Below are 26,133 nucleotides of genomic sequence, written 5' to 3' on the forward strand. Positions count from 1 at the left end.
CCCGCGGCCGTCCGGACCTCTCCTCCCCAGCGTCCCGCCCCGCGCGGCCGTCCACAGCGCGGCGCCGGCCGGTCCGTCCGTCGGCGCCGACGCCTAGGGTGGGCGCCATGCCCGATCGCCGCCTCCACCTCGTCGTCGACGAGGACCTCGGGCCCGCGCTGTGGGTGGCCGAGCAGACCGGCCCGCGCCGGTCCCGCGCCCTGGAGGACCTCGCCGGCCTGCGCGCCGACGCCCCCGCCGCGATCGCCGCAGCGCTCGAGGACGCTCCCGACCAGCTGCGCCACCGCGTGCGGGTCCCCGGCCGGGACGGGGACCGTCGCCTGCCCGCCCTGCCGCTGTCCGGCACGGGCCTGACGGGCCTGATCGGCGCTGCGACCGCTCTGCTCGAGGCACGCTTCGGGGACGAGCTGACGGAGCGGCTGGCCCAGCTGCTGGCCGACGGGACCGCCGCCCGCCTCGCCGACTCCCTGATCGCGATGCCGAACCTGCTGGCCGCCAGCGTGCTCGACCTCCGCGCCCAGGAGCTGCTGGCCGCGCGGCACCTGCGCGCCCGCGCGACCGAGCGCTACGGCCGGCCCGTCATGCAGTGGCGCGCCCCCGATCCCGAGGCGCCGCCGCTGCTGCACGCCCTGGTCGACGGGCACGCCCGCACCGCCTTCGCCGAGCACCTGCGCAGCGCCCCGCCGCCGTCCGCCGATCCGACCGGGGTGCTGTGGGCGCTGGCCGACGACGGCGAGCTGCGCGCCGACCTGCCCGCCCAGCGCCGCCTCACCACCGCCTTCGACGCCTTCGTCGACTCCGGCCGTCCCGGCGTGCGGCTCGGCCCCGGGGACAGCGAGCTGGTGGTGCGGCTGTTCCAGCCGCCGGTCGGCACGGCCTGGCCGCTGCAGACCTGCCTGCGCGAGGACGACGGGACCGTGCACCCCGTCGCGGACCTCCGCGCCGTCGGCGACCTCACCGCGGCCGGCGCCGCCGAGGCCTCCGCCGCCGTGCTGCGCCTGGCCCCCACCGTGCGCACCGCCGCCGTGGACGACACCGGCGTGGACTGGCTGCTGACCACCGAGGAGGCCTCCGCCTTCCTCGCCCTGGACACCCCCGCGCTCGAGCAGGCCGGGGTGACGGTGCTGCTGCCGCGCGACTGGACAGCCCAGCGCACCACCCTGCGCCCCCAGGAGGCCGAGGAGGAGCCCGGCGAGCGCAAGGGCTCCGGGGTGGGGCTCGGGGCGATGGCATCCTTCCGCTGGCGGGTCGCCGTCGGCGACACCGAGCTCACCGAGGAGGAGATCGCGCAGATCCGCGAGGCGCAGGCCGAGATCGTGCAGCTGCGCGGCCAGTGGGTGCGGCTGGACCCCACCACCCTCCGCGCCGCCGAGCGGTTCCTCGACGCGTTCAGCCGCCGCACCCGAAGCAGCCGGCTCGCCGCCGGCGAGGACGGCCGGGTGCAGGAGGGCCAGGTGCAGGAGGGCCAGGTGCAGGAGGGGCCGACGGGCGGGCGGGCGGAGGCGCCGCGCAGGCCGGACCGCCCCGCCGCGCCGGCGCTGCCGCCGCCCGCACCGGTCCCCGCCGAGATGGAGGGGCGCGCACCGTGGATCGAGATGTTCTCGATGATCCTCTCCCCCGAGGTCGCCGACGTCGACTTCGGCATGTCCGCCCTGGTCTCCGGCGGCAGCCGGGGCCTGGCCCGACTCCTGCCCGGCGCGGAGGGCCCCTACCCCTATCCGCAGCCCGAGACGCTCCAGGCCACGCTGCGGCCCTATCAGCTCGACGGGCTGAACTGGCTGTGGGCGCTGGACGAGCAGTCCCTCGGCGGGATCCTCGCCGACGACATGGGGCTCGGCAAGACGATGCAGGTCCTCGCCCTGCTGTGCCGGGAGCGGGAGGGCGTGCGCATGGAGCGCCTGATGGACGGCCCGCTCACGGACCGTCGCGAGATCCCGCCCATGCCCGTCGGCCCCACCCTGCTGGTGTGCCCGATGTCCGTGGTCGGGGCGTGGCAGCGCGAGGCGGAGAAGTTCGCGCCCTATCTCTCGGTGCACGTCCACCACGGCGGGGACCGGCTGCGGGACGAGTCCTTCGTCGACGGCGCCTCCGACCTCGACCTCGTGATCACCACCTATTCGCTGCTGGCCCGGGACCTGCCGCTGCTGCAGGCCGTGCCCTGGCACCGGATCGTGTTCGACGAGGCCCAGCACGTGAAGACCCCCGGCACCCAGGTCACCCAGGCCGCCCGCGCCCTGCAGGCCCCGCACCGCCTGGCGATGACCGGCACCCCGGTCGAGAACCGCCTCGGCGACCTGCACTCCCTGATGGAGGCGGTGAACCCGGGCCTGCTGGGCAGCGCGGCGAGCTTCCAGGAGCGGATCGCCACCCCGATCGAGGAGGACGGCGACGCGAGCGCGATCAGCCGTCTGCGCTTCGTGACCTCGCCGTTCATCCTGCGACGGGTGAAGACGGACCGCTCGATCATCCAGGACCTGCCCGAGAAGATCGAACTGCAGCGGGTGGTGAACCTGACCCCCGAGCAGGCCGGGCTCTACGAGGCGATCGTGAACGAGCTGATGGTCCAGCTCGACGGGGCCGAGCAGAACAAGCGCCGCACCCTCGTCGTCTCCGCGATCACCCGGCTGAAGCAGGTGTGCAACCACCCCGCCCACTATCTCGGGGACGGCTCGCCGCTGGTGCGCGGCGGCGAGCACCGCTCGGGCAAGCTGGAGCTGGTGGACGACCTGCTCACCTCCGCCTTCGAGAAGGGCGAGAAGGCGCTGCTGTTCACGCAGTTCACCACCTTCGGGCACCTGCTGGTCCCCTACTGGACCGAGCGCTTCGCCGAGCTCGGCATCGGCTCGGTGCCCTTCCTCCACGGCGGGGTCGCCAAGCGCGACCGGGACCAGATGGTCGCCGAGTTCCAGGAGCAGCGGGACCGGCCGGGGCTGATGCTGCTGAGCCTGCGCGCCGGCGGCACAGGCCTGACCCTCACCGCCGCGAACCATGTGGTGCACCTGGACCGCTGGTGGAACCCGGCGGTGGAGAACCAGGCCACCGACCGCGCCTTCCGGATCGGCCAGCGCCGCGACGTCACCGTGAACACGCTGGTCAGCGCCGGGACGGTCGAGGAGAAGATCGACACCGTGCTCGAGGACAAACAGGCCCTGGCCGACCTCACGGTGGGTCACGGGGAGGACTGGCTCGCCCAGCTCGACGACGACCGCCTGCTGGACCTGCTCTCCCTGGACGAGACGGACGAGGACCGAGGGGACGGGACCCGATGAGCATCCAGCTGCGCTCCCGCCGGGGACCGATCGGCACCGCCTGGCAGGCGGTCGCCCTGCGCGAGGCCGCCGAGCGGCTGCTCGGGCCGGGCCGCGCGAGCCGCGGCCGCACCGATGCGCGCGCCGGCCGCGTGCAGTGGCTCGAGGTCGAGCCGGGCGCCGCCCGCGCCGCGGTCGAGGACACCGACGGCGGCCTGCACCAGGCCCGTCTGGACGTGCCCGCCTATCGCGACGGGGACCGGGAGGTGTTCCTGCAGGTCGCCCGCGCCCACCCCGAGCTGCCCGCACGCCTGGCGGCCGGTACCTATCCCGAGCAGATCGAGGCCGAGCTCGCCCCCTCGATGCTCTCGCTGCTGCCGCGGGACGCCGCCGAGCTCTCCCACGACTGCGACTGCCTGGACTGGCCCGGCCCCTGCCGTCACGTCTCCGCGCTGGTGTACGTGCTGGTGGAGGCGGTGGACGAGCATCCCGTGCACCTGCTGACCCTGCGCGGGATCCGGCTCGAGGAGCTCGTCACGCCGGTGACCCCGGCGGCGGGCGCCGCGGGCCCGACCCGCGACGCGGAGGCGGACTCCTCCGGGGACGGGGCGCCGGATGCGTCGGACGAGGCGGAGGCGGCGCCGGAGCCTGCGCCCTACGACCCGCGGCACACCGATCCCGCGCGCCTGGCCGAGGTGGTCGGCGAGGAGGTGGCCGCGATCATCGCCGCGTTCTACCACGCGGGGACCGCGGAGGAGGCGAGCGGAGGTCCGGTCGAGCACCCCGAGCGGGGCTGAGCGCTCGCAGCGCGGCCCACGATCCGGCCGTCCACAGCGGCAGCGCATCCGGTCGGCGCGGTCGCCGCTCCGCACTACAGTGGAATCCATGCCGTCCAGCGCCGAGAGCCCCCGTCCCCACGTCCCCGCGGAGGCGGTCACCGCCATCGCCGCCCTCGCCGAGAACGCCGTCGCCGAGCACCGCACCTCGGGCGTGACCTGGGCGATCATCGGCGGTCACGCCCACGATCAGGCGATCCTCGCCCACGGCGCGGCCGGGCACTGCGAGCTCGCGGACGGCCGCCCGGCCCCCGGCTCCTCCCCGATGGACCGCGCGACCGTCTCCCGCATCGCCTCGATGACGAAGTCCTTCACCTCCGCGACGGTTCTCGCCCTGCGCGACGAGGGCCGTCTGTCCCTGGACGACCCGATCTCCGCGCACGTTCCCGAGGCGGCGGGCGCCTTCGAGCTCGCGGACGACGACCGCGAGCCGACCCTGCGCCGCCTGCTGACGATGGACGCCGGTCTGATCACCGACAACCCCTGGGGCGACCGCCAGGAGGCGATGACCCGCGAGGAGTTCGCCGCCGTGCTCCGCGGCGGGCTCGGCCACGTGCACCGCCCCGGCGGCGGCTTCGAGTACTCCAACACCGGCTACGCGCTGCTGGGCCGGGTGATCGACGAGGTCACCGGCTCGGACTACGCGACCGAGATCCGTCGCCGCTTCCTGGACCCGCTCGGCCTCACGGCGACGGGCTGGTCCGCCGGCGAGATCGACACCGGCCGTCTCGCGACCGGGCACCGGCTCGCCGACCGCACCGACGCGACCCGCTTCGAGGCCGTGCCGCTGGACTCCCCCGGCGTGTACGGGGCGATGGCGGGGCTGTTCTCGAGCGTCGACGACGTGGCGATCTGGGTGCGCTTCCTCGCCGCCGCCGACGCCCCCGACAGCGCCTCGCGTGGGGCGGGACCGCTCGCGACCGCCTCCCGCCGGGAGATGCAGCAGCTGCACCGCCATCAGGTGCTCGCACCCCTTCCCGCCGGACAGGACGGGGTCTCCCCCGGCTTCGACCGGGTGCGCGGCTACGGCTTCGGCCTGGTCATCGAGCACTTCCCGGACCTGGGCGAGGTGATCTCCCATTCCGGCGGCTACCCGGGCTACGGCTCGTTCATGGTGTGGCACCGCGACTCCGGCGTGGGCGTGGTGGCGCTGGCGAACTCGAAGTACGCCCCGGCCACTCCCCTGTCGATGCAGGCGCTGCGGATCCTGCAGCGCGAGGCGCCGGAGCTGCTGGCCCGTCGCACGCCGGAGGCGGCGCCGCGCACCCTCGAGGCGGCCCGCGCGGCGCTGGACTGGCTGCGCACGGACGAGGACGCCCTGGCCGACGCCTGGTTCGCGGACAACATGGACCTGGACGTGCCGCGGGCGGAGCGACGCCGCCGGTTGGAGAAGGCGCTGGCCGTGACCGGGCTCGACGCCTCGGCGCTCGAGGGGCTGCGGGTCCGGGACGCCCAGGTGCTGAGCCGGGCGCGGCTGCGCTGGACGGTGCCCGCCCGGAGCGGCGCAGTCTCGGCGGGCGGCGCGGGCTCGACGGGGAGCGCGAGCGGCGGCGGGGCGGCTGCCGGTGCTGCCCGGTCCGCCGGAGGTGCCGCGCCCGCCGGCAGCACCGCGACGGTGCCGTCGGCGCTGCAGGTGGAGCTGCTCATGGACCCGCGGCGCGAGGGGCTCGTGCAGTCCCTGGACACCATCGCGCGCTGACCGGGGCGCGGGGCCGGTGGCCGGCCTCAGGGCGGGCTCCTGCGCTCCGCGTCGGCCGCGACGCTCTGCGGGCGCGCCGGGTGTGAGCCCGGGGGGTCAGTCCGCGGGATGCTCGTCGGCGGCGGCGAGATCCGCTGCCGTCTCGACCGACCCTTCGGCCGGCGACTCAGCCGGGGACTCGACCTGGGCGATGACGGTCCCGTCGGTCGCCGGTCCCTCCGGCAGGGCGGTCGCGTTCCCGTCGAAGATCACCAGCAGCACGATCGCGACGATCACACCGAGCACCAGCGCGGAGCCCGCGCCGAGCCCGATCGCGATCATGGTGCTGCGGTCGCGCGCCGGGCGCCCGCCCGTCTGGCCGCCGGTGGTCGTGGTGGTGCCGGCGAAAGTATGGGGCGAGGTGCCCGGGCCGGGCTGGCCGGACCGGGTGCCGGGACCGCCCGGTCCCTGTCCACCCGGGCCCTGTCCACCCGGTCCCTGTCCTCCCGGCCCCGGACCGGCAGCGGTCGCACCACCGGGTCCCTGCGCCCACTGCGGGCCCGTCTGCGGCGAGGCCGAGCCGACGGAGAAGCCCTGCTGGACCTGGCCGGCGCGGATCGCCTCCATCGAGGAGGGCGCGACCTGGGCGGCGGGCCGCTCGGGACGGGCCGCGCCCGGGGCGTTCGGCGGCAGCGGGTCCAGGGTGTCCTGGAAGGTCAGCGGGGCGCCGTCGGCATGGGTGAGCGGGTAGCCGGGCGGCACGCGCGGCAGATCGCGGCGCACCGCGTCGGCGTCCTGGTAGCGGTCCTCGGGCTGGGCGGCGACCAGGCGGCGGATCACGGCGGAGAGCTTCGGGGTGACGCCGCGCAGCAGCTGGGTGAGCTCGTCGGGGCGGAAGGCGCCGTCGTGCAGCTTGATCGGCCCGTTCAGCGCGACCAGCGCGACCACGCCCGCGGCGTAGAGGTCGTGGGAGGGGGCCGGCTCCGCCATCGCGAACAGCTCCGGCGCCATGTAGCCGGGGGTGCCGTTGACCATGCCGACATGCGTGAAGCGAACGTCGGTCTCGTGGACGGCGATCCCGAAGTCTGCCAGGCGGGAGACGGGGAACTGGCGCCCGCGGGGCTCGAACATGATGTTCGCGGGCTTCACGTCGCGGTGGATCCAGCCCTCGGCGTGCACATGGGAGAGGCCGTCCAGAAGCTGGTCGAGGATCACCACGACGGCGGGCTCGGCGAGCTTGCCACGGGTCTTGACCACCGACTCGAGCGTCCCGCCGGAGACCAGCGGCATCGCGATGACGACGTGCTCGTCCTCGGCGCCCCAGCCGTAGGGGGTCAGCAGGTGCGGATGGTCGAAGCTGACGCCCTTCTCGCGCACGAAGCGCATGAGGTCGGCGGAATCGCGCTGGCGCAGGACCTTCGCGGCGCACAGCTCCTGGGTCTTGGAGTCCCAGGCGCGCCACACGGACCCGGACCCGCCCTTGGCGATCAGGTCGATGAGCGCGAAGCGCCCGACAATAACGTCAGCCATGATTTTCCCAGCATAACCTCAGCGCTCGGGCCGAGGTTATGCTGGCGTGGATCCCTGCCGCCCGGGCGCGTGCCCGGTGAGGCCGTCCCGACCTGAGGGGGTGCCCGTGGACGTGCTGCTGCTCGCCGCCCCATCCCAGGGCGACTCGTTCTGGGACCCCGTCACGGCGACCTGGCCGCTGATGGCGCTGCTCGGCGCGGGCTGCCTGCTGCTGACCATCGTCTTCGTGGTGTGGCTGGTGCTGCAGCCGGACGAGCCCGAGCAGGACACCACGCCTCTCGTGGACAAGGCCGTCGACCGCGACCGCGGCCGTGCCGCGCTGATCCGGCGCCGCCTGGACGCGGACTCCGGCCGCGCGGACGTCTCGGACCCCGAGCTCCGCTGACCCCGCCCGGGCGGTCCGCCGCGCGTCCCCGCGCGACCCGGACCTCGATCCCCGGCACGACCTGCCGCGCAGGTCGCCTCCTGTTCACCTCGCGGTGACCGCCTGCTCATCCACGCCCCGCACCGCGGCCAGACTGCACCCCTAGGGTTCCCGGCACGGCGACGGACGACACTCGGGGGTGCACATGGATTCGGGGCGGACCCTGATGATCGCGGTCGACGGGCTCGACGAGCAGGACCTCACCGACTGCGCACGCTCCGGCGAGGACACGCGCAGTCCCCTGGCGGCGCTCGCGGCCGCCCCCTCGCCGCTGCGGATCCGGCCCGGCGGCCCCTCGGAGCCCGCCCCGGCGCTGACGACCCTGGTCACCGGCACCACCGTCGCGCGCACCGGCGTCGCGACCGAGCAGCCCTTCGACCCCGAGCGGCCCGAGAGCCGCTCCACCTGGTACGTCGAGGCGATGGCGACGCCGGGCCTCTTCGCCGCCGCGCGGCAGGCCGGGCTGCGCACCGCCGCGCTGCAGTGGCCCGCGACGGCGGGCGGCGACATCGACCTGTGCCTGCCGCTGGTCGAGGACCTGCGCCGCTACCGCAACCGCTGGGACATGGCCGAGCGCACGAGCTCGCCGCGAATGGTCGCCGACCATCTCGCACCGCGCCGCGAGCTGGGCGTGCAGCTCTCCCAGGCCGTCCCCGACGAGCTCGTCTCCGAGATCGCCGTCGAGGCCCTCACTCGCGACCGCATCGACCTGCTCGCCGTGCGGCTGAGCGGTCTGGGGATCGCACGCCGCGCCGCCGGGCTCGACGGCCCCGCCGCGGCGCGGGCGCTGCGCGAGGCGGCCGAGGAGATCGAGGCGATCCTCAGCGCCTTCTCCCCCGGCCCCGAGGACCGCGTGCTGCTGGTCCCGGGGCGCCGGCTGGTCCCCGCCGCGCTGCTCGTGCACCCCAATGCTGTGCTCGCCGAGGAGGGGCTCGTCCGCACCGAGGGCACTCGCCTGAAGGACTTCCGCGTCCTGGTCTGGCCCGACGGACCGCGCGGCGTGGTGCACGTGCGCCACGGCCAGGGGACGGCGGTGCGGGACCTCGCCCTCGAGGCGCTCACGGGTCTCGCCGCGCACTCGCGGCTGCAGCTGCGCACGGTGGACGACGGGGTCGGCGCGACCGCGGAGACCGACGTGGTCGCGGTGCTCGAGGGCACCTCGGGCACGGTCTTCGGCCTCTCCGCCACCCATCGTCCGCTGGTCGAGGGCGATGACCCCTACTACGCGGGGCCGCGCGCGGTCAGCGACCCCTCCGCCCCGACGATCGCCCTGGCGCACGGACCCGGACTGCCTCCGGCAGGGGTCGAGGGCTCCTGGGCGGATCTCGGCGTGACCCTCGCCGCGGCGATGGGGCTCACGCTGCCCGGTGCGACCGCGGCGGGGATGTGCCCGGGCGTCGGGACGGCCGGGACCGGCACGGGCGCCTCCGCACCGGTCGTCGAGAGCAGCTGACGGGGAGCGTCAGGCCCCGGAGCACCCGGTGCCCCGGGGCATCAGGCGCCTCGGGCCGTCGGAGGCCTACGGGACTCAGAGCCTCGGCGCGTCAGGCACGGCGGTGCGCGAGGCTCGCGCGCATCCGGCCCAGCACGCGCCGCAGCGGGCTCGGCGACGGCTCCGCGACCCGGTCGCGCAGGTCGTCGAGCGCGGGCGCGTGGTGGTGGATGTGGAAGTCGCCGTCGTGCAGGGCCTCGGGGTCGGGACCGTCCTCCAGCTCGCCCGGGGACACCTCGACCTCCAGCCGCAGCCTCACCTCGCGGCGGCCGTCGCGGTCCAGCACCACCTCGAGCGAGTCGACCGCAGCGGTGAGCTCCTCGGCGATGTCGGCGCGCAGCTGGGCCAGGGCGCCGTCCAGCGCGGCGGACGCGGCGGCATCGGCCCGCACGGCCTCCCGCACCGGGTAGGCGACGAGGTTCCCGTGGACGTCGACGATCGCGTCGATGACCTCGTGGACGCCGACCTCGCGCCCCTCCTCGTGGAGGGCGAGCTGCTGGACGACCAGGCGCAGCGTCCCGGTCGCGGCATGCTCGACCACCGCATCGCGCACCCGCGCGACCGCCCGCGGACTGCTGTCCCAGATCACGTACCCGCCGACCCCTCGGTCTGCTCCGCTCATGGCGAGAGGATAACCCCTCTCCCGCCCGCAATTCTGAACAGCGTCATGTTTTGAGTCGATGCTGTGGAGAACGGGGTGCGTCCCCGGGCCGGCGGATGCTGTCGCGGCAGGTCAGCGGGCGGCGCGCTCGTCGATGCCGAGGGCCGTGCGGACGGCGGCGATCTGGAAGCGCCGCGCCTCCTGCGCCGCAGGACCGTCGGCCGCGACAGCGACCTGGTGGCCGCCGCCGGGCAGCTCGAGGACCTCGTGCTCGGCGCCGGCCTCGGAGAGCGCGGCGATCAGGCGGCGGCCGTCGTGGACCAGCGGGTCGCGGTCCCCGCCGACGAGGTGCACGGGCGGCAGACCGGTGAGGTCGCCGAGCGCGGGGCTGAGCCGCGACTCGGTGCGGGGCACGGCGCCGGCGTAGAGTCGGGTGGCGACCTTCAGGCTCTCCTCCCCGTGGTCCTCGCGCGAGAGATCCGACCAGGGCGACTCGAGCAGCAGCGCGGCGGGGGCGTCACCCCCGGTGGCGGCGAGGGTCTGCGCGACGGCGAGCGCGAGGCCCGCCCCGGCGCTGTCCCCGGAGAGCACCCAGCGGCCCGGGCGCAGCACGGTCTCGCGCTGCATGTCGGCCAGCGCCCGCAGCACGTCGTCGACCGCAGCGGGATAGCGGTGGCGGGGCGCGAGGCGGTAGTGGATCATCGCCGCGGCGGTGCCCGCGCGGCGGGCAACCTCCTCGAGCCACTCCCAGGTCTGCCGGGACTCGCCCTGCACGTAGGCGCCGCCGTGCAGGTGCACGATCGTCGCGGTGCTCGCGAGCTCGGGATCGATCCAGGTCACGGGCACGTGGTCGTGGCGCACACGACGCACCCGCGAGGGGTCGGCGACGGAGCGAGGGGGCAGGGACGGCCGCTGCGAGGCCAGGATGCGCAGGGTGCGGACGAGGCTCATGGGGGCATCTTCCCACGGGATCCGCGGCGGCGCGTCGGAGCGTCGCGAGTTGCCGGGCGCACCGGCGCGCGGGCGGCCCGTCGGCCCTCGCTCAGCCGGCCAGCTCGTCGTCGACGATCCTGGGCAGCCCCGCGCGGAAGCCCGCGATCGCGAGCAGCACGCCGGTGCCGGCGAGGAACCACAGCACCACGGCCGCGGAGCCGGTCGCGTCCAGGAGCACGCCCGCGAGGATCGGGCCGATCGCGGCGAGGAGATAGCCGACGGGCTGGGTCGCGCCGGAGAGGCGGGCGGTGACCTGCGGGGAGCGGGTGCGGGCGGGCAGCAGCGCGATCGCGGTGGGGAAGGCGAAGCCGCCGATCCCGAGCACGCACGCCCACAGCAGGGGGTTCGCGGTCGGGGCGAGCAGCAGGCCGAGATAGCCGATCGTGGTCAGCGCGCCGAAGCTCGCCACGACGAAGCGCAGGCCGGGGGCGCGGGCGATGACCGTCGGCATCACGAGTCCGCCCACGAGGCCCCAGCCGGAGATCACCCCGACCAGCAACCCGGCCCTCGCGGGGCTGATCCCGGCGTCGGAGAGGATCTGCGGGAGCATGCCGAACTGGGTGTAGGCGTTCAGCGACTGGAGCGCGAACATGAAGGTCAGCGCGATCGCGGTGGGCGAGCGCAGCAGGGAGACGCGGGGCGCGCCGGCCCGTTCGGTGCTCGGCGGGGCGGGCGGGAAGTCGTGCCCGGTGCGGGTGAGGGCCACGGCCCACACCACGATCGGCAGCGCCATCACCGCGCCCCAGAACAGCAGGGAGCCGCGCCAGCCGTCGGCGGCGCCGCCCGCGAGGGGCACGGCGAGGGACGCCCCGGCGGAGCCGCCGATCGCGAGGACCACGCTGTACAGGGTCATCAGCCCCACGGTGCGGCGTCCGCCGTGCAGCTTGATCCACGCCGGCACCAGCACGTTCCCGAGCGCGGGCCCCATCAGGGCCAGCACGGACAGCGCCACGAACAGCCAGAACACCTCGGTGCCCGGCCGCAGCAGCAGCGCGACCCCGGAGAACACGAAGGCGGCGACGAGCGAGCCGGTCAGGCCCAGGCGGCGCGAGATCGGCACGGCGAGCAGGCCCAGGGCGCCGAAGGCGAGGCAGGGCAGGGCGGTGAGCAGGCCGGAGGCGGCCGGTCCCTGCCCGTAGGCCGCGACGATCGGCTCCATCAGCGGGCCGACGCCGGTCGCGCCGGGGCGCAGGTTCACCGCGATCGTCGCGACCGCGAGCACGGCGAGCACCGCGCCGACGACCCGGCCGCCCCGGCCGACGTGGGCGGCAGTCGCGGCAGGGGCTTCGGTGACCACGGCGGCGGACGCGGCGGCGCCGGGCACGGACTCGTCGGGCACGGCGGTGCCGGGCTGGGCGGTCTCGGGCGCGGCGCTCCGGGGAGCAGGGGCGTCGACGCGGTCGACGGGGTCCGCGGGCGCACAGGCCACGGAGGTCGTCGAGGTCGGGTCGTCGGACTGCTCAGGGGTGCTCACCCCTCCCTTGTACCCCTCCCCGCCGTGATCGGCCAGGGTGTTCCCTCTGGTGCCACCGATCTCACGTCGGCCCTCGCCGGGCCGGTCAGGGGCCCGTCGACCCGCAGGACGGCGGGCCGCGGGCCGAACGGGGAGGCCGCGGCCGCCCGCCCCGGCCTACGCTGGTGCGCGGCCCGGTGCGCCGGGCCCGCCCCCACCCCTGCGTCGGCCCCTCGCCCGACGGATCCCTAGGACGCCCATGACCTCCGCCGCCGCCCCCGCCCCGGACGCGACCGCCCCGCGCGCCGTGCACCCCGTCGACCAGGTGCCGCCGCCCGGCCGGCTCACCGTGCTCTCGATCCAGCACGTGCTCGCCTTCTACGCGGGCGCCGTGATCGTGCCGCTGCTGATCGCCTCGGGCCTCGGCCTCACCCCCGAGCAGACGATCCACCTGATCAACGCGGACCTGTTCACCTGCGGCATCGCCACCCTGATCCAGTCCGTCGGCTTCTGGAAGGTGGGCGTGCGCCTGCCGATCATCCAGGGCGTGACCACCACCGCCGTCTCCCCGATCATCGCGATCGGCCTGGCGGCGACCGGCGGCGAGGGCGGCGCCGAGGGCCTGCCGATGATCTACGGCTCGATCATCGTCGCGGGACTGTTCACCTTCCTGGTCGCGCCGTACTTCGCGAAGATCCTGCGGTTCTTCCCGCCGGTCGTCATCGGCACCGTGCTGACCACCATGGGCATCACGCTGCTGGGCGTCTCCGCCGGGGACATCACCAACTACGCCGAGGGCGTCCCCGCCACCCGCGACATCCTCTACGCGCTCGGCACCCTCGCCGTGATCGTGCTGGTCCAGCGGTTCTTCCGCGGCTTCCTCGGCACCATCGCGGTGCTGCTGGGCCTGGTGATCGGCACCGCCGTGGCCGTGCTGCTCGGGGACACCTCCTTCAGCGGCGTCACCGAGGCCTCCGCCTTCGGGGTCACCACCCCGTTCTACTTCGGCATCCCCACCTTCTCGCTCACCGCGATCATCTCGATGATCATCGTCATGCTGATCACGATGGTGGAGACCACCGGCGACGTCTTCGCCGCCGGCGAGATCGTCGGCAAGCGGATCCGGCCGAGGAACATCTCCGAGGCGATCCGCGCCGACGGCCTCTCGACGCTGCTGGGCGGCGTGCTGAACTCCTTCCCCTACACCTGCTTCGCGCAGAACATCGGCCTGGTGCGCCTGACCCGTGTGAAATCCCGCTGGGTCGTCGCGGGCGCGGGCGTGATCATGATCGTGCTCGGCGTGCTGCCGAAGGCCGGCGCGGTCGTCGCCGCGATCCCCTCCCCTGTGCTCGGTGGCGCCTCGCTGGCCCTGTTCGCCTCGGTCGCGCTGGTGGGCATCCAGACGCTGTCGAAGGTCGATCTCACCGACAACCGCAACTCCGTCATCGTCGGCACCTCGCTGGGCCTGGCGATGCTGGTGAGCTTCAAGCCCGACATCGCGGGAGTGTTCCCCTCCTGGGCACAGGTGTTCGTCTCCTCCGGCGTGACCGTCGGCGCGCTCACCGCGATCGTGCTGAACATCCTGTTCTTCCACCTCGGCCGCCAGCGCGGCGCGAACGTCGCCACCGACGCCGCCGGCCGACGGATCGGTATCGAGGACGTGAACGCCATGGACCGCGACGCGTTCGTGAGCACCTTCGGCACCCTGTTCAACGGCGCGACCTGGCCGCTCGAGCGCGCCTGGGAGGCACGCCCCTTCACCGACGCGCCCGCGCTGCGCGCGGCGATCGAGGACGCGGTGCTGACCGCCGACCGCTCCGAGCAGGACGCCCTGGTGCGCGCCTATCCGGACATGGCCACCCTGGTCACGGCCGACGAGGTGCAGGCCGGCACGATCAGCCAGGATGTCGGCTCCCTCGCCCTGGACAGCCTCGCCGAGGAGGACGTGGAGGCGCTGCGCGACCTCTCCGCCCGCTACGAGGAGAGGTTCGGACTGCCGTTCGTGGCGTTCCTGGGCCGCACCGACTCCTTCCGCAAGATCCTCGAGGACGGGGTGCGGCGCCTCGCCCACTCCCCCGAGCACGAGCGGCGCGTGGCCCTGACCGAGGTCGCCGAGATCGCCGGGGACCGCTTCGGGATCATGGTCGCCGACGCGAACCCCATCGGCTCCGCCTGGGCGCGGAAGTTCGAGTCGCTGCAGTGAGGTGACGGGCTGCGGCCTGCCGACGGCGCGCTACCGTGGGCCGTAGACGTGTCTGTGCGGAGAGGGCGCTCATGCGACGACGTGACCTGGTGCTCGCCCCGGTGCTCCTCGGACTCGCCGCGTGCGCCCCGGTTGGGCTTGTCGCACCCGGAACAGATGAGCCCGTGGAGGATCCGGAGGAACATTCGATGGCCTGCCCCGACACGTACGACTACCAGCTCCGCGAGGGCGTCGATGGACCGGACGGGAAGCCCGTGCCGAGGACCGACTCCGGCGGGCGGATCTCGCTCACCGCGAATGTCGTCGACCACTCGGCCCAGCCTCCGGTCGCCAACATCGCGTGGCAGACCTCGCCGCCCAGCGATCTGCCGGGCGGGGACCGGGTCTTCATGGGCCAGCAGGTGGGCGAGGTCCTCGAGATCGACGGCGTGCGCCTGGAGGTCACGGGGATCTGCGCGGGTCGGGTCACCCTCGACGACGCGGGCTGAGACGAGCACCTGCTGTCAGCTCTCCGCCACCGGCCCGCGGCGTCCGGCAGCCACGGCTCGACAAGCCATCGACGTGGGCGCGGGTCCGGGCTAGCGTGGCAGGAGCGCCCCCGCAGGAGCGCGGGCGCGACCCTCGACCGAAGGAGTCACCATGCCCCGCACCGTCGTCAGCACCGCCTCGACCGCCTGGAACGGCGACCTGCTCTCCGGCTCCGGCAGCACCACCCTGGAGACCTCGCAGCTCGGCACCATGGACCTCTCCTGGAAGGCCCGCTCGGAGGATGCCGAGCAGGGCACCACCTCCCCCGAGGAGCTGATCGGCGCCGCGCACAGCGCCTGCTACTCGATGCAGTTCTCCAACATGCTCGCCGAGAACGACACCCCGCCCACCTCGATGAAGACCGCCGCGAAGGTGTCCTTCAACGCGGGCGAGGGCGGCATCACCGGGATCGCCCTGACCGTCACCGCGCAGGTGCCCGGCATCGAGGACGCCGACTTCCAGCGCCTGGCCGAGGAGGCCAAGCAGACCTGCCCCGTCTCCAAGGCGCTCGCGGGCGTGGACATCACCCTCGAGGCCTCGCTCGGCTGAAGCCCCTCCCGGCGGGCGGCCCGTGGCGGGTACGGTCGGCTCCATGCAGCCGATCCCCCGTCACTGGGCCGCCGTCCGCGAGACGCACACCTTCCCGGGCCACGGCCCCTTCGCGCTGACGATCCACGGCTCCTCCGACATCTCGGTCGAGGACGCCCGACGCGATGCCCGCGAGCGCATGGACGCGCTCGTCGCCGCGGGCGGCCCCGAGCAGGAGCACGATTCCGGCCTGGAGTACTACCCGAGCCGGCGCCTGCCGGAGGAGCTGCTCGAGGACGTCCACAGCGAGGACGGCACGCTGATCGCCGCGATCACCCGCAACCGCTACGGCGCGGCCGTGCTGAACACCGATGCGCTGCTGATCTGCGACGTCGACCTCCCCCAGGAGGATGTCGGCCGGTCGCGGTCGAGTGGTGGCCGGGCCGGGAAGCGGCCCGGCCTGCTCTCGCGGCTCTTCGGCGGCGGCGCGACCGGCAGAGCCGACGGCGCGACCGACGGGATCCGCGACGCGGCAGGCCTGCCCGACGAGCTCGGCGGGCCGGGCTCCGGCGAGCGAGGCCGCGTCCACGCCGAGCTCCTGACCAGCATCCGCGACTTCGGGGCGCGGCATCCCGAGCTGGGCGTGCGCGCCTATCGCACCCGCCACGGCTTCCGGCTGCTGGTCTCCGGCGCGGATGCCCGCCCTGCGAGCGAACGGGCCCGGACGCTGATGGCGGAGGTGCGCAGCGATCCGCTGTACATGCTGCTGTGCCGGGTCCACGACACCTACCGCGCCCGCCTCACCCCGAAGCCGTGGCGGGTGGAGGTGGACCGCTTCGAGTCGCTCGGAACTCGCACCGCCTCGGCCCCCGAGCATCAGGACTGGGTGCGGCGCTACCGCGACGCCTCCGCGCAGGTCGCGGTGTGCCGCCTGCTCGAGGTGGCCGGCCCTGCCCCGTCGGCCGAGGAGCGGCGGATCATCGAGCTGCACGACCGGGCGACCCGCCCGGAGTCCGGGCTGCCGCTCGCCTGAGCGCGGACGGCAGGCGCCCGCACCATGTCATGTGACGCCCTGTTCCATGGGTGGAACAGGGCGTCACATGACATGGCGGCGCCGGTCGCGAGGAGCCGGGTCCGGGTCGCTGCTCCTCCGGTCCGGCTCCCCGGCTCAATGCGCCTGGGTGGCCTTCTCTGCGCCGGCGCCGGTCATGGAGCGGACCTCCATCTCGGCCTGCTTGAGCTCGTCGTGCTCCGAGGAGGTGACCGAGCCGAGCCAGCCGAGGAAGAAGCCCAGCGGCACGGAGATGATCGCCGGGTTCGTCAGCGGGAACCAGGCGAAGTCGGCGCCGGGGATCATCGCCGTCTCGGCGCCGGAGACCACCGGGGAGAAGGTGATCAGGATCAGCGCGCTGCCGAGTCCGCCGTAGATGCTCCACAGCGAGCCGCGGGTGTTGAACCGCTTCCAGTACAGGGAGTACAGGATCGAGGGCAGGTTCGCGCTGGCTGCGATCGCGAAGGCGAGCGAGACCAGGAAGGCGACGTTCTGCTCGGCGGCGAGGATGCCGCCGATGATCGAGACGCCGCCGATCACCACGGCGGTGCGCCGAGCGACCTTCACCTCCTGCGCCGAGGTGGCGCTGCCCTCCTTGATCACGCCGTTGTAGATGTCGTGCGCGAAGGAGGCGGAGGCGGTGATCGTCAGGCCTGCCACGACCGCGAGGATCGTCGCGAAGGCGACCGCGGAGATGATGCCCATCAGCACGGTGCCGCCGAGGGCGTAGGCGAGCGCCGGTGCGGCGGAGTTCGAGCCGCCGGGCAGGGTGCCGATCACGTCCACGCCCACCATGTACGCGGCGGCGAAGCCGAGCACCATGGTGCACAGGTAGAAGAAGCCGATCAGCCCGATCGCCCAGACGACGCTGCGACGGGCCTCCTTCGCCGTCGGCACGGTGTAGAAGCGCATCAGCACGTGCGGCAGCCCGGCTGCGCCGAACACCAGCGCGATCGCCAGGGAGACGAAGCCGAGCTTGGTCGCGCCGGAGGTGCCGTACTGGTGCATCGGCTCGAGGATGGTGGCGCCGTCGGGATGCTCGGCGACGGCCTTGCCGAGCACCTCGGAGAGGTTGAAGCCGTTGAGCGCCAGGATCCACACCGTCGAGACGCCGACGGCGGTCACCAGCAGCACCGCCTTGATGATCTGCACCCAGGTGGTGCCCTTCATCCCGCCGATGAGCACGTAGGCGATCATCACGACGCCCACCACGGCGATCACGATCGACTGGCCCACTCGGCCCTCGATGCCGATCAGCAGCGAGACGAGCGCGCCGGCGCCCGCCATCTGCGCGAGCAGGTAGAAGAAGGTGACGGCGAGGGTGGAGGTCGCAGCGGCGGTGCGCACGGGGCGCTGGCGCATGCGGAAGCTCAGCACGTCGGCCATCGTGTACTTCGCGGTGTTGCGCAGCGGCTCGGCGACCAGCAGCAGCGCCACCAGCCAGGCGACGAGGAAGCCGACGGAGTACAGCAGCCCGTCGTAGCCGTAGAGCGCGACGGCGCCGACGATGCCGAGGAACGAGGCGGCCGAGAGGTAGTCGCCGGCGATGGCGATGCCGTTCTGCCGGCCGGAGAACGCGCGGCCGCCGTGGTAGAAGTCCCCGGCGGTGACGTTCTGCTTGGAGACGCGGATGACCACGACCAGGGTGATCACCACGAAGGCGAGGAAGATCGCGATGTTGAAGAGCGGGTTGCCGAACTCCATCAGTGCTCCCCCTCCAGCTCATCGCGCAGCTTCTCCGCGATCGGGTCGAGATTACGGTTCGCGTGGCGGATGTACAGCCAGGTGATCAGGAAGGTCATCAGGAACTGGCTGATGCCCATCAGCAGGCCGAGGTTGAGATTGCCCAGCACCGGGGTCGACATCAGGCCCTCGGCGTAGGTGGACAGCAGCACGTAGGCGAAGTACCAGACCAGGAACGCGACGGTCATCGGGATCGCGAAGCTGCGGAAGCTCGAGCGCAGCCTGCCGAACTCCTCGGATTTCTGGACGGCCTGGAACTGCTCAGGGGTGGGGGAGGGCGCGGCGCCGGGATGCGACGCCGGGCCGCGGTCCGGCGAGGAGCCCGGCTGGGGCGGGGGGCCGGAGGCCGCAGGAGACGGGGTGGTCACGGACACAACTCCTTCGTTCTGTTCGTCGCCCCGGCCCGGGGAGCAGGACCGGCGCTCCCGGAAACCGTAGCAGGTGTGATCCCAGTCATAGGCAGAGCGCGCGTCGCCCCGCCGCCCGGCCGAGAGGTCGGGACCCTCGTGCTGGCCCGGGCCACCGCGTAGGGTGAGGAGGTGCTCGACATCCTGGACCGCGCCCGGGAGAGCCTCGCCCGGCCCTCCGATCCGGTCCCCTGCGCCGTCGCGACCATCGTCTCCGCCCGGGGCTCCGTGCCGCGGCCCGTGGGCACCTCGATGCTGGTGGGCGCCGATGGCGCACTGCACGGCTCGCTCTCCGGCGGCTGCGTCGAAGGGGCGGTGCACGAGGCCTGCCGCGAAGCGCTCGAGACCGGGAGGAGCAGCGTCCGGAGCTTCGGGTTCAGCGAGGAGGACGCCTTCGCCGTCGGGCTGATGTGCGGGGGCTCGCTCGAGGTGCTGATCCAGCCGTTCGCTCCCCCGCCCCCGGGGACCCAGAGCCCCCTCGGCACGGTCGACGACCCCGCCCCCGCCGCCTACGTGACCCAGCTGCCGCACGCCGACGCACCACGGACGGTCGCACCCGAGGGCGACGACGCACGGCGCCCGGCCCGGTCCGAGGGCGAGGACGCCGACAGTCCGCGCGCTGTCCTGCTCGCGGGCGACAGGGCCGAGGAGATCCGCGGCGCGCTCACGGCCCTGCTCCCCCCGGAGATGCTCGAGGCGGGGAGCGCCCGGGTAGCCGCCATGCTCCGCGAGGCGCGCACCGGCACCCTCCGCCTCCCCGCAGGCGCCTCGACGATCGATCTCTTCGTCGAGTCCCGCATCCGGCCCGCGCACCTGGTGGTGTGCGGGGCGAACGCCTTCGGGCAGGCGCTGGTGGAGGCGGCGCGGCCGCTCGGGCTGCGGATCACGCTGTGCGACCATCGGCCGGCGTTCACCGATCCCACGGCGTTCCCGGGGGCGGAGGTGGTGCGTGCCTGGCCGCACCGGTTCCTCGCCGCGGCCGCGGAGCGCGGTGACCTCGATGCCCGCAGCATGGTCTGCGTGCTCACGCACGATCCGAAGGTCGACGTGCCGGTGCTCGCCACCGCTCTGCGGCTGGACATCGCCTACGTCGGTGCGATGGGGTCCCGGCGCAGCGATCGCGATCGGCGCACGGCGCTGCGGGAGGCCGGGGTGGGCGAGGAGGCGCTGTCGCGGCTGCGCTCCCCGATCGGCCTCGACGTGGGGGCGGGGAGCCCGGCGGAGGTGGCGGTCGCGATCCTCGCGGAGATCCTGGCCGTGCGGGCCGAGCGCCGCACCGTCGAGCCGCTGCGCGACGGCAGCGGTCCGCTGCATGCGCGCACCGCTGCGAGCGGCTGAGAGGTCAGCCCCGCACGTCCAGCCGCCACAGGTCCTCGGGAAGGTCGAGGTCCGCACCGTCGTCGAGATCCGTGCAGTCCACGAGCTGCACCTGATCCCGTCGGGCGCGGAGCAGGCCGCGGGCGCCCACGTCCGCGTGCGCGGCCTTCGCGGCGGCGGTGGTCCAGGCGGCGTCGAGCAGCACCGGATGGCCCCGTCGGAGCCCGCCGGAGGCCTCGCGGTGGGCGGCGGCGGTGATCCCGCCGCGGCGGTGGGCGGCCAGCACCCGGGCCACCTCCGCCGCGCACGTCCCGGGGCGGTCCACCGGCGTGACCAGCACGTCGCGGCCCGGTCCGATCGCGGCCAGGCCGGTGCGCAGGGAGGTCCCCATCCCCTCGCGCCAGCGCGGGTTCTGCTCCGTGCGCGCCCACGGCAACCCGTCCATGACGGCGCCCACCCGCTCGGCGTCCGCGCCGGTGACGACCACGACCTCGGCGCACCCGCCCTCGCGCAGGGCGCGGGCGACGTGCTCGACCAGGGGGGCGCCGCGCAGGAGCAGCAGCGCCTTGGGGCCGCGGCCCAGGCGCCTTCCGGCGCCCGCGGCGAGGATCAGGCCGACGGGAGGCGCGGCCGCCGGCCGGGGGCCGTCGAATGACGCGGCGCTCACCGTGCCAGGAGGTCGCTGCCGAACACGGGCAGGTCCCGCACCCTCACCCCGGTGGCGTGGTGGGCGGCGTTGGCGATCGCCGCGGCGGCGCCGACGGTGCCGATCTCGCCGATGCCGCGCGCGCCCAGCGGCCCGGCGTGGGGGTCCTCCTCGTCCAGCCAATGCACCTCGAGGGAGCGGATGTCCGCGTTGACGGGCACGTGGTACTCGGCGAGGTCGTGGTTGACGACGTGTCCGAAGCGGGGGTCGAGCTCGCCCTTCTCGTGCAGCGCCATCCCCACCCCCATGGTCATCCCGCCGAGGAGCTGGGAGCGGGCGGTGCGGGGGTTGATGATCCGCCCGACGGAGAACACCCCGAGCATGCGGTCCAGACGGATCTCGCCGGTCTCCTCCTGGACGCGGACCTGGGCGAACTGGGCGCCGTAGGAGTGCATGGCGAACTGCTTCTCGGCCGGGTTCTCCGCAGCCTCCCCGATCGCCTCGACGCCGTCGGCCGGGTCGGTGCCGTGCTCGCGCCGGAAAGCGTCCGCGGCGGCCAGCACGGCCGCGCTCCAGCTGGCGAGCCCGGTGGAGCTGCCGGCCACGGTCGCGTTCGGCAGCGCGGTGTCGCCGATCCGCAGCGCGATGCGGTCCGGGTCGACCTCGAGGGCGTCGGCGGCGACCTGGGTGAGAGCGGTCCAGGTGCCGGTGCCGAGATCGGCGGCGCCGATGCCCACCTCGTAGACCCCCGCCTCGTGACGGATCCGGGCCTTCGAGCCGGGCTGCCGGGATGCGGGGTAGGTCGCCGAGGCGACGCCGGTGCCGATCAGCCACTCGCCCTCCCGGCGTGCGCGGGGCCGCGGGTCGCGGTCGGCCCAGCCGAAGCGGGCGGCGCCCTCGTGCAGGCAGTCGATCAGCCGGCGTCGGTTGAAGGGCATCCCTGTGTCGGGGTCGTGCTCCGGCTCGTTGCGCACCCGCAGCTCGATCGGGTCCAGCCCGCAGGCCTCGGCGAGCTCGTCCATCATGATCTCCAGGCCCACCATCCCCGGTGCCTCACCGGGAGCGCGCATCCAGGAGGGGACGGCGAAATCCAGCGGGAGCACGCGCTGGGTGATGCGACGGTGCTCGCCGGCATACATCTGCCTGGAGGGTTTGATCGCCACCTCGGGGAATTCCTTGGTGCGCGAGGAGCTGGAGACCGCCTCGAGCCCGAAGGCGGTGATCGTGCCGTCGGGCCGAGCGCCGATCCGGAAGCGCTGGGAGGTGGCGGGCCGGTACCCGGTCAGCGCGAACATGTGCTGGCGGGTGACGGCATGCTTCACCGCGCGGCCGGGCACGGCGTGCGCGGCCAGCGCCGTGAGCATCATGTCCGCATGGGGCAGGCCCTTGGAGCCGAAGCCGCCGCCGACGTGCGGGCTGATGATCCGCAGCTGCTCGGGGTCGATGCCCAGCATCGGGGCGAGGGTCTGCCTCGCGGGGTGCACGCCCTGGGTCGAGGTCCACAGCGTGAGCTGCTCGCCGTCCCAGCGGGCGATGGTGGTGTGCGGCTCCATCGGGTTGTTGTGCTCGAGCGGGGTGGAATAGCGCTGGTCCACCACGATCTCCGCGGCGGCGAGCGCGGCCTCGAGGTCACCGGTGTCGATGTCGTCGGCGCCGCCCTCGGGTTCGCGCACTGCGGGGTGGTCGGGGCGGAAGAAAGCGTCGTGCGGTGCGGCCTCGGTGGTGACCACGACGAGGTCGGCGGCCTGGCGGGCCGCCTCCGGGGTCTCGGCGAGGACGGCGCCGAGGTACTGGCCGCGGAAGCCGATCCGGTCGTCCTGGAGGATCGCGAGCTCGCCGTCCTCGGTGTCGGCGAGCCGGAGGGCGTTCTCGTGGGTGATCACGCGCACCACCCCGCCGAGCGCGAGCGCGGCCGTGGCGTCGATGGCGGTGACGCGGCCGAGCGCGATCGTCGAGCACAGAGGGAAGAGATGGAGCGGATCCTCGACCGGGTGCTCGTAGGCGTAGGGGGCGAGGCCGCGCACCTTGTCGGGCCCGTCCAGACGCACCCGCGGGGTGCCGATCGCGGAGGCGCGCAGGAGGTCACTCATCACGGGGCTCCTCGTTCTCCTCGCCCAGGCCGGCGAGCTCGGCGAGCACGCTCACCATCACGCCCTGGGCCATCGCCACCTTGAACTCGTTGCCCTCCACAGGACGGGCCTGCTCGAGCTCGGCCGCCGCGGCCCGGCGGAAGCTCTCGCGGGTGGCGGGGGCGCCGGCGAGGAGCTGCTCGGCGCGGCGGGCGCGCCAGGGGGCGTGGGCGACGCCTCCGAGGGCGATCCTCGCGGAGAGGATCGTGGGCCGCGCGGCGTCCGGATCGAGCTCGAGCACCGCGGCGACCGAGACCAGGGCGAAGGCGTAGGAGGCGCGGTCGCGGATCTTGCGATACGTGGAACGGGTGCGGGCTGCGCGGCCGGGCGGGGGCAGCTCGACGGCGGTGATCAGGTCGCCGTGCTCGAGGACCGTGTCGCGCTCGGGCTCGTCCCCCGGCAGGCGGTGCAGCGCGGTGAGGGGCAGGCGCTTCTCGCCGTCGCTGCCCAGCACCACCACGGTCGCGTCCAGGGCGGCCAGCGCCACGGCCATGTCGGAAGGGTGGGTGGCGATGCACGCATCGGAGGCGCCGAGGATCGCGTGGTAGCGGGTGTAGCCCCCGAGCGCCGAGCAGCCGCTGCCCGGGGCGCGCTTGTTGCAGGGGGTGGTGGGGTCCTGGAAGTAGACGCAGCGAGTGCGCTGCAGCAGGTTCCCGCCGGTGGTGGCGGCGTTGCGCAGCTGGCCCGAGGCGCCGGAGAGGAGGGCGCGGGAGAGCAACGGGTGGTCGCGGCGCACGCGTGGATCGGCGGCGAGATCGCTGTTGCGGACCATGGCGCCGACGCGCAGGCCGCCGTCCGGCAGCTCCTCGATGTCCGCGAGGTCGAGACGGCCGATGTCGACCAGCAGATCGGGGGCGGTGATGCCGAGCTTGAGGTGGTCGACGAGGTTGGTGCCGCCGGCGAGGTAGGTCGCGCCGGGCCGTTCGGCGACCGCGGCGACGGCGCCGGCGGGGTCGTCCGCACGTAGGTAGTCGAAGGGTCTCATCGGTCCGTCCCCTCGCTCGCGGTGCTCGCCCCGGCCGCCTGCTGGACGGCAGCGACGATGTTGACGTAGGCGCCGCAGCGGCACAGGTTCCCGCTCATCCGCTCGCGGATCTCGTCCTCGGTGAGCTCGATCGGGTGGTCGTGGCCGTGGTCGTCGGTGACCACGCTGGGGTGCCCGTCGGCCGCCTCGCGGAGCACGCCGGTCGCGGAGCAGATCTGCCCGGGGGTGCAGTAGCCGCACTGGAAGGCGTCCTGCTCGAGGAAGGCGGCGTGCAGGGCGGAGAGCTCGCCGTCGGGGGCGAGGCCGTCCGAGGTGAGCACCTCCGCGCCGTCGAGGGACACGGCCAGCAGCAGGCAGGAGTTCAGCCGCCGTCCGTCGACCAGCACGGTGCAGGCACCGCACTGGCCGTGGTCACAGCCCTTCTTCGGGGACATGTTCCCCAGGTGGTCCCGCAGCGCGTCGAGCAGGGTGGTGCGCGGGTCGACGGTCAGGTCGTGCGGCTGACCGTCGATGACGAGGTGCACTGGATGGCCCATCGGGCGCCTCCGGATCAGGTCGGGATTCGACCGTACCGGCCGACCGAGGGCTCGGCAATCGGTTCCGCCGGGCACCGACCGTTCGTTCGCCTGCACCGAGGGGCACGGTCTCCGCAGTGGCAGGACCCGCGCGGCCGCGTTCGCAGCGCCGCGGTCCGGTCGCCGCTGCGACACCGTCGGCGCCGCGGGTCAGCCGCTGAAGCCGCCGGAGTGCGCCATGTCCTTGAAGCGGGAGTAGTGCCCCTCGAAGGCGACGGGGATCGTCTTGGTCGCGCCGTTTCGGTGCTTGGCCACGATCAGGTCCGCCTCGCCGGCGCGCGCGGACTCCTTCTCGTAGTAGTCCTCGCGGTGGATCAGGAGGATGACGTCGGCGTCCTGCTCGATCGAGCCGGACTCTCGCAGGTCCGACATCATCGGGGTCTTGTCGGTTCGCTGCTCGCTGCCTCGGTTCAGCTGCGAGATCGCGATGACCGGGCAGTCGATCTCCTTGGCCAGCAGCTTCAGGGCTCGGGAGAACTCCGAGACCTCCTGCTGACGGGACTCGACCTTCTTGCCCGAGCTCATCAGCTGCAGGTAGTCGATGACCACGAGCCGCAGGTCGTGCTTCTGCTTCAGGCGGCGGCACTTGGCGCGGATCTCCATCAGCGACATGTTCGCGGAGTCGTCCATGAACAGCGGCGCATCGGCGATCCGGCTCATCGCGCGGGCCATGGACTGCCAGTCGCGGTCGTCCATCGAGCCGTCGCGCATGCGGTTCATCGGCACCTGCGACTCGGCCGAGAGCAGACGCATCGTGATCTCGGTCTTGTCCATCTCCAGGGAGAAGATGACCGAGGTCTGGCCGTTGTGGATCGAGGCGGAGCGCAGCACGTCCATGCCGAGGGTCGTCTTGCCCATGGCGGGGCGGCCCGCGAAGATGATCATCTGCCCGCCGTGGAGGCCCTGGGTGAGCTCGTCGAGCTCGGCGAAGCCGGTGGGCACGCCGGTGACCTGGCCGCCGCGGTTCTGGGTCGCCTCGATCGCGTTGAGGGTCTCGTCGATCACTTCGCCCAGCGGCAGGAAGTCGTCGCTCTGGCCGCGCTCGGTGACCGCGTAGATCTGGGCCTGCGCCTCGTTGATGACCTCGTCGACCTCGCCGCCGTCGGCCGCGTAGCCGAGCTGGACGATGCGGGTGCCGGCCTCGACGAGGCGTCGCAGCTGGGCGCGCTCGACCACGATCTCGGCGTAGTAGCCGGCGTTCGCGGCGGTGGGAACCATGTCGATGAGGTCCGCGAGATAGGCGCCACCGCCCACGCGCTGCAGCTCGCCGCGCTTGGAGAGCTCGTCGGAGACGGTGACCAGGTCGGCGGGCTCGCCGCGGCCGTACAGGTCGATGATCGCCTCGTAGATCATCTCGTGCGCGGGGCGGTAGAAGTCGTTGCCGCGCACGGTCTCGACGACGTCGGCGATCGCATCCTTGGACAGCATCATGCCGCCCAGCACGCCGCGCTCGGCGGCGAGGTCCTGGGGCGGGGTGCGCTCCAGCGCGCGGTCGGATCCGGCTTCGAAGGCTTCGGTGGATGTCACCGATCCAGTGTAGGAAGTCCGGCGGACGGACGGGACGTGATCCTTCCGTCGGTGGAGGACGCCCCGATGGGGAGGAGAGGTCGGACGGCGGATCGGCCGACGGGCTCTGGGCGCGCTGGCCGCTCCCGGTCGGTCCCCGTCGGCGCCGGTGGGTTCCGGTCGCTTTTCAGATCAGCCCTCGCCACTGCGGCCCCGAATCCCGAGAGGGAATGAGGCGCATCCCTCGCCGCGTCACTCAA

Annotated in this window: 21 protein-coding genes; 10 read left to right on the forward strand and 11 right to left on the reverse strand. The window is 73.9% G+C overall.

Going from position 1 to position 26,133, the window contains the following annotated elements; all coding sequences use genetic code 11:
- Positions 1-107 precede the first annotated feature (107 nt).
- The 3 genes from A4A78_RS00630 to A4A78_RS00640 all read left to right on the forward strand — a co-directional run bounded on the left by A4A78_RS00630 (position 108) and on the right by A4A78_RS00640 (position 5,783).
- Entirely contained in the window at positions 108-3,269 is a 3,162-nt protein-coding gene (locus tag A4A78_RS00630) for a DEAD/DEAH box helicase (RefSeq protein ID WP_062946518.1), read from the forward strand.
- Positions 3,266-4,045, forward strand: a complete 780-nt coding sequence (locus tag A4A78_RS00635; protein ID WP_062946519.1) for a hypothetical protein — start codon at positions 3,266-3,268, stop codon at positions 4,043-4,045. The genes A4A78_RS00630 and A4A78_RS00635 overlap by 4 nt, the downstream gene beginning before the upstream one ends.
- A gap of 88 nt (positions 4,046-4,133) precedes the next feature.
- Positions 4,134-5,783, forward strand: coding sequence for a serine hydrolase (locus A4A78_RS00640; protein WP_062946520.1), 1,650 nt, complete (start codon positions 4,134-4,136; stop codon positions 5,781-5,783).
- 96 nt (positions 5,784-5,879) lie between these two features.
- Here the strand turns inward: A4A78_RS00640 and A4A78_RS00645 are convergent, their stop codons facing one another.
- Complete coding sequence (locus A4A78_RS00645; protein ID WP_062946521.1) at positions 5,880-7,292, reverse strand: serine/threonine-protein kinase; 1,413 nt, start codon at positions 7,290-7,292, stop codon at positions 5,880-5,882.
- A gap of 106 nt (positions 7,293-7,398) precedes the next feature.
- Here A4A78_RS00645 and A4A78_RS00650 point away from each other — a divergent pair, with 106 nt between their 5' ends.
- Positions 7,399-7,677, forward strand: a complete 279-nt coding sequence (locus A4A78_RS00650; protein ID WP_062946522.1) for a hypothetical protein — start codon at positions 7,399-7,401, stop codon at positions 7,675-7,677.
- Between the two features lie 184 nt (positions 7,678-7,861).
- Positions 7,862-9,169 (forward strand): alkaline phosphatase family protein, encoded by a 1,308-nt coding sequence (locus tag A4A78_RS00655; protein WP_231880768.1) that lies wholly within the window; start codon positions 7,862-7,864, stop codon positions 9,167-9,169.
- A gap of 91 nt (positions 9,170-9,260) precedes the next feature.
- On the opposite strand, the gene A4A78_RS00660 is transcribed toward A4A78_RS00655, so the two are convergent.
- From A4A78_RS00660 to A4A78_RS00670, 3 genes are all read right to left on the reverse strand, one after another.
- The gene (locus A4A78_RS00660; protein ID WP_156488504.1) at positions 9,261-9,830 is read right to left on the reverse strand and encodes a hypothetical protein; all 570 of its coding nucleotides are present in this window, start codon (positions 9,828-9,830) and stop codon (positions 9,261-9,263) included.
- Positions 9,831-9,941: 111 nt separating this feature from the next.
- Positions 9,942-10,760 (reverse strand): alpha/beta hydrolase, encoded by an 819-nt coding sequence (locus A4A78_RS00665; protein WP_062946525.1) that lies wholly within the window; start codon positions 10,758-10,760, stop codon positions 9,942-9,944.
- Between the two features lie 91 nt (positions 10,761-10,851).
- Positions 10,852-12,276 (reverse strand): MFS transporter, encoded by a 1,425-nt coding sequence (locus A4A78_RS00670; RefSeq protein ID WP_062946526.1) that lies wholly within the window; start codon positions 12,274-12,276, stop codon positions 10,852-10,854.
- Between the two features lie 238 nt (positions 12,277-12,514).
- On the opposite strand from A4A78_RS00670, the gene A4A78_RS00675 reads away from it, so the two are divergent.
- The 4 genes from A4A78_RS00675 (at position 12,515) to A4A78_RS00690 (ending at position 16,547) form a co-directional block, all read left to right on the forward strand.
- The gene (locus A4A78_RS00675; protein WP_062946527.1) at positions 12,515-14,458 is read left to right on the forward strand and encodes a solute carrier family 23 protein; all 1,944 of its coding nucleotides are present in this window, start codon (positions 12,515-12,517) and stop codon (positions 14,456-14,458) included.
- A gap of 188 nt (positions 14,459-14,646) precedes the next feature.
- The gene (locus A4A78_RS00680) at positions 14,647-14,946 is read left to right on the forward strand and encodes a hypothetical protein (RefSeq protein ID WP_062946528.1); all 300 of its coding nucleotides are present in this window, start codon (positions 14,647-14,649) and stop codon (positions 14,944-14,946) included.
- Positions 14,947-15,097: 151 nt separating this feature from the next.
- Positions 15,098-15,535 carry an OsmC family peroxiredoxin gene (locus A4A78_RS00685; protein WP_053918116.1) on the forward strand — a complete coding sequence of 146 codons (438 nt, stop codon included), beginning with the start codon at positions 15,098-15,100 and terminating at the stop codon, positions 15,533-15,535.
- A gap of 43 nt (positions 15,536-15,578) precedes the next feature.
- The gene (locus tag A4A78_RS00690; RefSeq protein ID WP_062946529.1) at positions 15,579-16,547 is read left to right on the forward strand and encodes a hypothetical protein; all 969 of its coding nucleotides are present in this window, start codon (positions 15,579-15,581) and stop codon (positions 16,545-16,547) included.
- Between the two features lie 135 nt (positions 16,548-16,682).
- Here the strand turns inward: A4A78_RS00690 and A4A78_RS00695 are convergent, their stop codons facing one another.
- Positions 16,683-18,269: a cation acetate symporter gene (locus A4A78_RS00695; protein ID WP_062946530.1), complete on the reverse strand. Its 1,587-nt coding sequence runs from the start codon at positions 18,267-18,269 to the stop codon at positions 16,683-16,685.
- Positions 18,269-18,676 carry a DUF485 domain-containing protein gene (locus tag A4A78_RS00700; RefSeq protein WP_062947893.1) on the reverse strand — a complete coding sequence of 136 codons (408 nt, stop codon included), beginning with the start codon at positions 18,674-18,676 and terminating at the stop codon, positions 18,269-18,271. The genes A4A78_RS00695 and A4A78_RS00700 overlap by 1 nt, the downstream gene beginning before the upstream one ends.
- A gap of 171 nt (positions 18,677-18,847) precedes the next feature.
- On the opposite strand from A4A78_RS00700, the gene A4A78_RS00705 reads away from it, so the two are divergent.
- Positions 18,848-20,053: an XdhC family protein gene (locus A4A78_RS00705; RefSeq protein WP_062946531.1), complete on the forward strand. Its 1,206-nt coding sequence runs from the start codon at positions 18,848-18,850 to the stop codon at positions 20,051-20,053.
- Positions 20,054-20,057: 4 nt separating this feature from the next.
- On the opposite strand, the gene A4A78_RS00710 is transcribed toward A4A78_RS00705, so the two are convergent.
- The 5 genes from A4A78_RS00710 to dnaB form a co-directional block, all read right to left on the reverse strand.
- Positions 20,058-20,699 carry an NTP transferase domain-containing protein gene (locus A4A78_RS00710; protein ID WP_062946532.1) on the reverse strand — a complete coding sequence of 214 codons (642 nt, stop codon included), beginning with the start codon at positions 20,697-20,699 and terminating at the stop codon, positions 20,058-20,060.
- Positions 20,696-22,768 (reverse strand): xanthine dehydrogenase family protein molybdopterin-binding subunit, encoded by a 2,073-nt coding sequence (locus tag A4A78_RS00715; RefSeq protein ID WP_062946533.1) that lies wholly within the window; start codon positions 22,766-22,768, stop codon positions 20,696-20,698. The genes A4A78_RS00710 and A4A78_RS00715 overlap by 4 nt, the downstream gene beginning before the upstream one ends.
- Positions 22,761-23,792, reverse strand: coding sequence for a xanthine dehydrogenase family protein subunit M (locus tag A4A78_RS00720; RefSeq protein ID WP_062946534.1), 1,032 nt, complete (start codon positions 23,790-23,792; stop codon positions 22,761-22,763). Before A4A78_RS00720 ends, A4A78_RS00715 begins: the two co-directional genes overlap by 8 nt.
- Positions 23,789-24,328: a (2Fe-2S)-binding protein gene (locus tag A4A78_RS00725; protein ID WP_062946535.1), complete on the reverse strand. Its 540-nt coding sequence runs from the start codon at positions 24,326-24,328 to the stop codon at positions 23,789-23,791. Before A4A78_RS00725 ends, A4A78_RS00720 begins: the two co-directional genes overlap by 4 nt.
- A 189-nt stretch (positions 24,329-24,517) precedes the next feature.
- On the reverse strand, positions 24,518-25,894 hold the full coding sequence (gene dnaB / locus A4A78_RS00730; RefSeq protein ID WP_010550821.1) for a replicative DNA helicase: 1,377 nt from the start codon (positions 25,892-25,894) through the stop codon (positions 24,518-24,520).
- Between the last annotated feature and the right edge of the window lie 239 nt (positions 25,895-26,133).

The sequence above is a fragment of the Brachybacterium sp. sponge genome, assembly GCF_001613775.1.
GTDB lineage: Bacteria > Actinomycetota > Actinomycetes > Actinomycetales > Dermabacteraceae > Brachybacterium > Brachybacterium conglomeratum.

Bases quoted from the DNA above. Each gene is read 5' to 3' on its own strand.
- A4A78_RS00680 (WP_062946528.1), top strand. From the start codon at position 14,647: ATGGCCTGCCCCGACACGTACGACTACCAGCTCCGCGAGGGCGTCGAT.
- A4A78_RS00635 (WP_062946519.1), top strand. From the start codon at position 3,266: ATGAGCATCCAGCTGCGCTCCCGCCGGGGACCGATCGGCACCGCCTGG.
- A4A78_RS00645 (WP_062946521.1), bottom strand. From the start codon at position 7,292: ATGGCTGACGTTATTGTCGGGCGCTTCGCGCTCATCGACCTGATCGCC.
- A4A78_RS00725 (WP_062946535.1), bottom strand. From the start codon at position 24,328: ATGGGCCATCCAGTGCACCTCGTCATCGACGGTCAGCCGCACGACCTG.
- A4A78_RS00655 (WP_231880768.1), top strand. From the start codon at position 7,862: ATGGATTCGGGGCGGACCCTGATGATCGCGGTCGACGGGCTCGACGAG.
- A4A78_RS00630 (WP_062946518.1), top strand. From the start codon at position 108: ATGCCCGATCGCCGCCTCCACCTCGTCGTCGACGAGGACCTCGGGCCC.
- A4A78_RS00695 (WP_062946530.1), bottom strand. From the start codon at position 18,269: ATGGAGTTCGGCAACCCGCTCTTCAACATCGCGATCTTCCTCGCCTTC.
- A4A78_RS00675 (WP_062946527.1), top strand. From the start codon at position 12,515: ATGACCTCCGCCGCCGCCCCCGCCCCGGACGCGACCGCCCCGCGCGCC.
- A4A78_RS00665 (WP_062946525.1), bottom strand. From the start codon at position 10,760: ATGAGCCTCGTCCGCACCCTGCGCATCCTGGCCTCGCAGCGGCCGTCC.
- A4A78_RS00720 (WP_062946534.1), bottom strand. From the start codon at position 23,792: ATGAGACCCTTCGACTACCTACGTGCGGACGACCCCGCCGGCGCCGTC.
- A4A78_RS00640 (WP_062946520.1), top strand. From the start codon at position 4,134: ATGCCGTCCAGCGCCGAGAGCCCCCGTCCCCACGTCCCCGCGGAGGCG.
- A4A78_RS00690 (WP_062946529.1), top strand. From the start codon at position 15,579: ATGCAGCCGATCCCCCGTCACTGGGCCGCCGTCCGCGAGACGCACACC.
- A4A78_RS00660 (WP_156488504.1), bottom strand. From the start codon at position 9,830: ATGAGCGGAGCAGACCGAGGGGTCGGCGGGTACGTGATCTGGGACAGC.
- A4A78_RS00715 (WP_062946533.1), bottom strand. From the start codon at position 22,768: ATGAGTGACCTCCTGCGCGCCTCCGCGATCGGCACCCCGCGGGTGCGT.
- A4A78_RS00685 (WP_053918116.1), top strand. From the start codon at position 15,098: ATGCCCCGCACCGTCGTCAGCACCGCCTCGACCGCCTGGAACGGCGAC.